Raw genomic sequence first — 8,602 nt, 5'->3', positions numbered from 1 at the left:
AACCCGCGACCGTTCTCCCCCGCCCGCGCCGCCTCGATCGCCGCGTTCAACGCCAACAGATTCGTCTGATCCGCCAAATCATTGATCACATCCAGAATCCGGCCGATCTCCTGACCCTTCTCACCCAACGACAACGCCCGATCACCGATCTGCTCCACCCGCTGCGCGATCGTGTCCATCGCATCCACACTCGCCGACACAGCCTCACGCCCATCCTCGGCATGACGCAACGTCTCCGCCGCATACCGCGCCACCGACTCCGACGTCTCCGCGATCTGCGCCGCCGTCGCCGCCAACTCCTCAATCGTCGCCGTCGTCTCCGACACCGCCGAGGACTGCTGCGTCGCCGACGCCGCATGCTCCTCCGCCGACGCCAACAGCTCGTGCGCCGAGGTCACGATGTGCTCGCCGCCGCTGCGGATCTGCGTGACCAGACCGCGCAGGTTGCCGAGAGTGTTGTCGAAGGCGTGGGCGAGCCGGCTGAGCAGCTCCTCGGACAGGGAGTCGGCGCTGACCCCGACTGACAGGTCGCCGCGAGCGGCCTGGGCGAGTGCCGCGGACAGCTCCTCGACGGTGGCCCGGAGCTGGTCGCGCTCGGCGTCGGCATGAGTGCGTTGCGTCTCGAGCCGTGACGCGACCGCGTTGCCCAGCAGTGCCACCAACGGGAAGCTGAGGCCGATCACGACGAGTGGTCCGGCCGTCGCGCGGCTCAGGTCGTGCGCGATGGCAGTGGCGCCGACGAGTGACCCGCCGTACGCCAGCGCTACCCCGACAGCCAGTGCCTGGTTGGGAACGATGACGGCCGCGGCGATCGTGTTGATGATCGTCACGACCCAGAACGGGCCGCTGACTGCGTTGGTCAGGCACAGCGCCGCGAACAACGCGGCGAAGTCCGCGCCGGCGATGATCCCCAGCACGACCGCTTCGCCAAGTCGGTTGGCCTTCATCCGGCTGTGGATCAACACGCCGACCGGCGAGGCGACGCCGATCGCGATCCAGACGAACAGCAGGTTGCGGTGGTCCCGCGTCGGGCCGGGGGTGTCGTGCGCGATGAGTGCGACCGCTGCCGCCATGGCCGCGAACTTGATGAAGGAGGACACCGCGGAGTCGTTGGTCAGCCGGTTGAACATGTGCTCGCCGTTGGCGCCGGGCGACGCGGCGTAGGTCGCGGCCACGTCAGGCCACCTTGAACTGGGCGATGGCCAGCCGCAGCTCCGCAGCGAGGTTGTTGAGCTGGGCGGCGGCGGCGGCGGACTGTTTGGAGCCGATGGCGTACTGCCGCGAGACGTCCGAGACCTGGGTCATCGCCGCCACGACCTGGTCCGAGGCCGACCGTTGCTGCTGGGTCGCCACTGAAATCTCCTTGGCGGCGGTCGTCGTCTCGTCCACCATCGCCGAGATCCGCTCGAGCGCGTCGACGACGCCGCGCGCCAGCTCGGAGCCGGTACGGACGTCCTTGCTGCCCTCCTCGCTGGCGAGGATCGTGGCCGAGGTCTCCGACTGGATCTCCGCCACGATGGCCGAGATCTGCCCGGTGGACTGCTGTGCCCGCTCGGCGAGCTTGCGGACCTCCGCGGCGACGACGGCGAAGCCGCGGCCGTTCTCGCCGGCCCGGGCTGCCTCGATGGCGGCGTTGAGGGCGAGCAGGTTGGTCTGGTCCGCCAGGTCGTTGATGACGTCGAGGATGCGACCGATCTCGTGGCCCTTCTCCCCGAGCGATGCCGCGCGAGTGCCGATCTGCTCGACGCGCATCGCGATCGTATCCATCGCCTCCACTGACGCGGACACCGCTTCGCGGCCCTCCTCGGCGTGACGCAGCGTCTCGGCCGCGTAGCGGGCGACCGACTCGGAGGTCTCGGCGATCTGCGCCGCGGTGGCCGCGAGCTCCTCGATCGTCGAGGTCGTCTCCGACACCGCCGACGACTGCTGGGTCGCCGACGCCGCGTGCTCCTCCGCCGTCGCCAGCAGCTGGTGCGCCGAAGCGACGATCTGCTCACCACCACCTCTGATCTGGCCGACCAGCAGCCGTAGCGAGCCGAGGGTGTGGTCCAGCGAGCTGCCCAGCTTCCGCAGTGACTCGTCGTTGAACGACTCGTCGCCGACCGAGGCTCCGAGGTCGCCTTGCGCCGCCCTCGCCATCACTGTCGACAGCTCGTCGACCCCACTGCCCAGCCGCTCCTTGTCGGCGACGGCGCTCTCCTGCGCACGGCGGATCCCGTCGGTGATCGTTGCGATGTACCAAGCCGCAACCGGAAGCAAGGCGCAGACGAGCAGCAGCGAGCCGCGGTTGTGGTCGGTCGCGGTGCCGGCGATGAACGACGACAACACCACGCCACCCGACGCGGCGAAGCCGAAGAAGACGGTGACGACGACCGGCAGGCTGATCGACGCCGGGATCTGGGCGACGATGAAGAACAACCAGAACGGCCGCTCGATGCCGTCAGTGACTGAGCACAGCCAGGTGAGCCCGGCGGTGCTGAAGATCAGCTGGAACACCGACCCGCTCGGCGACAGCCGCAGACGCCCCGCTTGGCCGGTACGCCCGGCGATGACCAGCTGGGAACCGTAGGCGACGGCGATCAGTGCGCACACGCCCATCAGCAGTACGTAGAGCCAGTGGTGCAGCGGGTGGTTCGACCCGTACTGGTCGAAGCTCAACGCGCCCGCCAGTGCGGCCGCGGTGATCCATGAGACGAAGGTGCCGACGCGATCGAACGCTCGTTGGAAGTCGTGCTCGTCCACGGCCGAAAGTCCAGCAGGTTTGGGTGCTATCCGCTATGTACGTTCGCGACGATCTGGTCGCGAGCGCGGCGGCCCTCCGGGATGAACGGAAGCAGCGGGTGCACGTGCGGCATCTCGGCCTCCTCATGCAGCGTCACCTGCACGTTTCGGCCTTTCGCGCGCTCGACGAGGTTGTGTGCGTCGACGTTCAAGAGGTCGTGCGTACCGGTGTAGATCTCGATCGGCGCCAGGCCGTCCAGCTCGCCGTACAGCGGGCTCGCCAGCGGGTCGGAGGTGTCGAGCTCGCCTGCGTAGAGACGGCCGCAGTGCGCCAGGCCGACGACGTTGAGCATCGCGTCGAGGGGCGCGATCGCGGGCAGGCCGGGATCGGTCATCGAGACGTCGAGCCATGGCGAGATGAGGACGGTCTGACGTGGCTGCTTGCCTCGTGCCAGCAGCTGCTGGGCGACCGCGAGCGCCAGCCCGCCGCCGGCACTGTCGCCCATGACCGTCACCGTGCCCGCGTTGCTTTCGTCGATGATCTGTTCGGCGAGGTCGGTCGCCACCGGGACCGTCTTCGCCGCCGCTGACTCCGGTGCCAGCGGATAGATCGCGATCGAGATCCGCGCTCCCGTCGTACGCGCCAGGTGGGTGAGGAACCACCAGTGCGGCGGCGCGATGTCGAAGGTGTACGACCCGCCGTGGTAGTAGACGACGTGCTGATCGGACCCGCCGGTTCGCAGCCGTAGGTCGAACACGCGCATCCCGAACAGCTGCGCCTCCGCAAGCACCAGATCGTCGCGGAGCAGCTTCACCTTCGGCGAGGGATCCTTCGCCCGGGACCGCGCCCGCTGGATCGCCCGCTCCATGGCCTGCGCGTCGGATCCGCGCTGCACCCCGCGGGCGATTCGAAGGAGTCGTTCGACGGCCTTGCTCTGCCAGCTCACGACCGCAAGTCGTACCAGCCGCGAGTACCTTTTCGCCAGGCCCGTTGACGCCTCTCACACTTAACAGTCATCATTGACTGTTAGATCCGGCCCAAAGGAGACCAAGTGCCCGCGAAGACATACGTCATCGGCGTTGGGATGACGAAGTTCGAAAAGCCCGGCAGCCGCGAGTGGGACTACCCCGACATGGCACGCGAGTCCGGCACAAAGGCCCTCGAGGACGCGGGCATCTCCTACGACAAGGTCGAGCAGGCGTACGTCGGCTACGTGTACGGCGAGTCGACCTGCGGCCAGCGCGCGGTCTACGAGCTCGGCCTGACCGGCATCCCGGTGATCAACGTCAACAACAACTGCTCGACCGGCTCGACCGCCCTCTACCTCGCCAACCAGGCGGTCCGCAGCGGCGTTGCCGACTGCGCCCTGGCCCTCGGCTTCGAGAAGATGCAGCGCGGTTCGCTCCAGTCGACGTTCGAAGACCGCGAGAACCCGATGCAGAAGCACGTGGTCGCGCTGACCGACAAGTACGAGCTCGCGTTCCCGCTGGCGCCGTGGATGTTCGGTGCGGCCGGCGTCGAGCACATGGAGAAGTACGGCACCACGCCCGACCACTTCGCGAAGATCGGCGAGAAGAACCACCGCCACTCCGCGAACAACCCGTACGCGCAGTTCCAGGACGTCTACTCCCTCGACGAGATCAAGGCGTCGAAAGTGATCTACGACAAGCTGCCGCTCACCAAGCTGCAGTGTTCGCCGACCTCCGACGGGTCGGGCGCCGCCGTCATCGCGAGTGAGAAGTTCGTCGACGAGCACGGTCTCGGCGACCGCGCGATCGAGATCGTCGGGCAGGCGATGGTCACCGACATGCGCAGCACGTTCGAGAACAACTCGGCCGCCACGCTCGTGGGTTACGACATGAGCAAGGAAGCCGCGCGCAAGGTCTACGAGCAGGCGGGCATCAGCGCCGACGACGTCCAGGTCATCGAGCTGCACGACTGCTTCTCCGCCAACGAGCTGCTGACCTACGAGGCGCTCGGGCTGTGCGCGGAAGGCGAGGGCGGCAAGCTGGTCGACAACAACGACACGACGTACGGCGGGCGCTGGGTCGTCAACCCCTCCGGCGGGTTGATCTCCAAGGGCCACCCGCTGGGCGCCACCGGCCTCGCGCAGTGCGCCGAGCTCACCTGGCAGCTGCGCGGCGACGCGGACGCGCGCCAGGTGGACAACGTCAAGGTCGCGCTCCAGCACAACATCGGGCTCGGCGGCGCCGCGGTCGTCACGGCGTACAAGCGGGCGTCCTGATGAGCGAGACGAAGTTCAACCCGGACGGCGTCGGGGTCTGGAGCGCGGAGAAGCACTTCGACGTCACCGCCGAGCGGATCGCACAGTACGCCGCGGCGACCAACGACCCAATCGCGGCGCACCTGTCCGGCGAGATCGCACCGCCGGTCTTCGCCGTCGTACCGATCTTCGACATCCTGTTGAGCCAGCTGTTCGCGGTCGCACCCGACAGCATCGCGCCCTTCGTGCTGCACGGCGAGCAGGACTTCACCTTCCACCGTCCGATCAAGGCCGGCGACCAGCTCACCTCCAAGGGCAAGGTCGTCGGCTACGCGGGCAAGGCGAGCGGCACCGTCGGCACCGTGTACATCGAGTCGCGTGACGCGAACGGCGAGCTCGTCAACGAGCAGTACGTGTCGACGTTCATCCGCGGGATCGACGCCGGCGAGACCGTGGGCGAGCAGGCGCCGGACCACCGCTTCGACTCCGCGGCGTCGGGCCTGTCGCCGGTGGCGAAGACGGTGCAACACGTCGACGAGGACCAGACGTTCCGCTACTCGCCGGCATCGGGTGACCCGATGCCGATTCACCTCGATGCGGAGTTCGCGAAGTCCGTCGGGCTGCCGGGCATCATCGCCCACGGCCTGTGCTCGATGGCGTTCACGTCGTGGGCCGCGCTGACCGAGCTCGGCAACGGCCACACCGAGCGGCTGCGCCGTCTCGCGGTGCGCTTCTCCAAGCCGGTCATCCCCGGTCAGGACATCGAGACGACGTTCTTCGCCACCGGCTCGTCGGCCGGTGCGACCAACTACGCCTACGAGACCCGAGTGGGCGAGGACCTCGTGATCCGCGACGGCCTCGCCGTCATCGCAGACTGACCGCGCCGCTCAACGGACCGGCACGCATCTATATATAGGAGACCTTTCAGTGGGAGCACTCGACGGACGCGTGGCTGTCATCACCGGAGCCGGCCGTGGGATCGGGCGCGAGCATGCGCTGCTGTTCGCCCGTGAAGGCGCCGCCGTCGTGATCAACGACCTCGGCGGCGCGAACGACGGCTCCGGCTCCGACGCCGGACCGGCGCACGAGGTCGTCGAGGAGATCAAAGCGTTCGGCGGGCACGCGGTCGCGAACACCGACAACGTCGCGACCTGGGACGGCGCGAAGGGTCTGGTGACCCAGGCCATCGAGGAGTTCGGTCAGCTCGACGTAGTGATCAACAACGCCGGCATCCTGCGCGACGGGTTCCTCGCGGGCTTGTCAGAGGAGCAGTGGGACGCGGTCATCGCCGTACACCTCAAGGGTCACTTCTGCGTGCTGCGGCACGCGGCGGAGTACTGGAAGGACCAGAGCAAGGCGGGCGCGGCCGTCAACGCCGCCGTCGTCAACACCTCCTCCGGTTCGGGTACGACGCTGCCGAACCCGGGTCAGGTCAACTACGGCGCAGCGAAGGCGGGCATCGCGGCGATGACGCTGGTCGCCGCCCAGGAGCTCGGCCGCTACGGCGTGCGGGTCAACGCGATCACGCCGCTGGCTCGCACGCGGCTCACCCTGGCGACGCCGGGCATCGACCAGCTGATGGCAAAGCCGGAAGGCGCCGACGCGCTCGACGCGTTCGACCCCGCCGCGATCTCCCCGCTCGTCGCATACCTGTCGACTGCGAACTGCGACGTGACGGGCAAGGTGTACGAAGTGTCGGGCAGCTCGATCTCGGAGCTCACCGGCTGGACCTACGGTCGCAAGACCGAGACCGACAAGCCTTGGACGATCACCGAGGTCGAGCAGCGCCTCACCGCCTGGAGTGAATAAGTGATCGGCTGGTCAGACACCGAGCTCGCCATCCGCGACGCGATCCGGGACTTCGTCAACGCGGAGATTCGGCCGCACGCCGACGAGCTGGACTCAGGTGAGCTCCCGCCGTACGCCTTGATTCGCAAGCTGTTCTCGACCTTCGGCATCGACGCGATGATGGCCGACTCGTTCGACAAGCGAATCGCCAAGGAGAAGGACGGCGCGACGCGCTCGACCGGCGGTTCGGACGACGGTGCCGGCGGCGACGACGCGATGCAGCTGATCCTGTCGATCGAGCTGACCAAGGTCGCGATGGGCCTGACCGCCGCGATGGGCGTCAGCATGGGTCTGGCCGGCGGCACGATCATGTCCCGCGGCTCGATCGAGCAGAAGGAGCGCTGGGCGAAGGACCTGATGACGTTCAACAAGGTCGGCGCGTGGGCGATCACCGAGCCGAACTCCGGCTCCGACGCGTTCGGCGGGATGACGACGACCGTCCGCAAGGACGGCGACGGCTACGTCCTCAACGGCGAGAAGACGTTCATCACCAACGGCCCGTACGCCGACACCGCCGTCGTCTACGCGAAGCTCGACGACGGCACCAGCGAGGACAAGCGCCGCCGGCCGGTGCTGACGTTCGTCCTCGATTCCGGGATGGACGGCTTCACCCAGTCGAAGCCGTTCAAGAAGATGGGCATCCATTCCTCGCCCACCGGACAGCTGTTCTTCTCCGACGTGTACCTGGAGCCTGACCGGCTGCTCGACGGCGGCGGATCCGGCGCGGCGGACGGCCGCGAGAGCGCGCGCTCCAACTTCACGACCGAGCGGGTCGGGATCGCCGCGATGTCGCTCGGCGTGATCGAGGAGTGCCTGTCGCTGTGCATCGACTACGCGAAGAACCGTGAGCTGTGGGGGCAGAAGATCGGTGAGTTCCAGCTGATCCAGCTCAAGCTCGCCAACATGGAGGTCGCGCGCCAGAACGTGCAGAACATGGTGTTCCGCACCATCGAGCTGCGCCGCGCGGGCAAGACACCGACGTTGGCCGAAGCCTCCGCGATGAAGTACTACTCCTCGCAGGCGGCGACCGAGGTCGCGATGGAGGCGGTGCAGCTGTTCGGCGGCAACGGCTACATGTCCGAGTACCGCGTCGAACAGCTGGCCCGGGACGCGAAGTCGCTGATGATCTACGCCGGCAGCAACGAGGTCCAGATCACTCACGTCGCTCGCGGCTTGCTGTCCTGATGCCGGTCGCCGTACGGCGCACGCAAGCCGAGCGCAGTGCGGCGACGCGGGCGGTGATCATCGCCGCGACCGTCGACTCGCTGGTCGAGCTCGGCCATGCCGCGACGACCACGCTCGAGGTGCAGCGTCGCGCAGGGGTCTCACGCGGCGCGCTCCTGCACCACTTCCCGTCGCGGGCGGAACTTCTGGTCGCGGCGATCGACGAGCTCTTCGCCGCGCAGCGCGAAGCGTTCTACGCCTCGCCCACGCATCGCGGGATCGATGACGGGATCGACGCGCTCTGGCGTACCTTCAACAGCCCACTCGCCGTCGCTGCCGACGAGCTGTGGTCGGCCGCACGCAACGACGCCGAGCTCCGCGAGGCGTTGACCCGTCAGAACCGGATGCTGCGCGACCAGATCCGCGACATGGCGGCGACGCAGTGGGCGGAGTACGTCCACCACCCGAACTTCGAGGTGGCGCTGCTCGTCATCGTCGACGCGATGCGCGGCGCAGCGCGAGCCCGCGTGATCCGCAGCGAGCGGTCCACCGCGGCCAGAATCGCCGCCTGGAAGCACATGACGCACCTGCTGCTCGCCCCCGCCACGGGCCCGAAGTAGCACACAAGGCCGCCGCGGCTGCCC

8 protein-coding genes are annotated in these 8,602 nt (G+C 68.1%); 5 read left to right on the top strand and 3 right to left on the bottom strand.

Translation table 11 applies throughout. The features are described 5' to 3' along the window. From VG899_12625 to VG899_12615, 3 genes are all read right to left on the bottom strand, one after another. The coding region (locus VG899_12625; protein ID HWA67199.1) for a methyl-accepting chemotaxis protein at positions 1–1,175 on the bottom strand (1,175 nt) is incomplete at its 3' end. Between the two features lies 1 nt (position 1,176). Beyond that, complete coding sequence (locus tag VG899_12620; protein ID HWA67198.1) at positions 1,177–2,742, bottom strand: methyl-accepting chemotaxis protein; 1,566 nt, start codon at positions 2,740–2,742, stop codon at positions 1,177–1,179. Positions 2,743–2,768: 26 nt separating this feature from the next. Further along, positions 2,769–3,668, bottom strand: coding sequence for an alpha/beta hydrolase fold domain-containing protein (locus tag VG899_12615; protein ID HWA67197.1), 900 nt, complete (start codon positions 3,666–3,668; stop codon positions 2,769–2,771). 105 nt (positions 3,669–3,773) lie between these two features. Here VG899_12615 and VG899_12610 point away from each other — a divergent pair, with 105 nt between their 5' ends. The 5 genes from VG899_12610 to VG899_12590 are packed head-to-tail and all read left to right on the top strand — an operon-like array spanning position 3,774 to position 8,578. Beyond that, a complete protein-coding gene (locus tag VG899_12610; protein HWA67196.1) occupies positions 3,774–4,967 on the top strand; it encodes a lipid-transfer protein in 1,194 nt (397 codons plus the stop codon). Then, positions 4,967–5,824, top strand: coding sequence for a MaoC/PaaZ C-terminal domain-containing protein (locus tag VG899_12605; protein HWA67195.1), 858 nt, complete (start codon positions 4,967–4,969; stop codon positions 5,822–5,824). The genes VG899_12610 and VG899_12605 overlap by 1 nt, the downstream gene beginning before the upstream one ends. A gap of 49 nt (positions 5,825–5,873) precedes the next feature. Beyond that, positions 5,874–6,755, top strand: coding sequence for an SDR family oxidoreductase (locus tag VG899_12600; GenBank protein HWA67194.1), 882 nt, complete (start codon positions 5,874–5,876; stop codon positions 6,753–6,755). Beyond that, positions 6,756–7,979, top strand: a complete 1,224-nt coding sequence (locus VG899_12595) for an acyl-CoA dehydrogenase family protein (protein ID HWA67193.1) — start codon at positions 6,756–6,758, stop codon at positions 7,977–7,979. Then, positions 7,979–8,578 (top strand): helix-turn-helix domain-containing protein, encoded by a 600-nt coding sequence (locus VG899_12590; GenBank protein ID HWA67192.1) that lies wholly within the window; start codon positions 7,979–7,981, stop codon positions 8,576–8,578. Before VG899_12595 ends, VG899_12590 begins: the two co-directional genes overlap by 1 nt. The last annotated feature ends 24 nt before the right edge of the window (positions 8,579–8,602 follow it).

The organism is Mycobacteriales bacterium (genome assembly GCA_035550055.1).
Lineage (GTDB): Bacteria > Actinomycetota > Actinomycetes > JAFAQI01 > JAFAQI01 > DASZTV01.
Note: the sequence above shows the minus strand (reverse complement) of the source record. Positions and strands in the feature narration are given on the sequence as shown.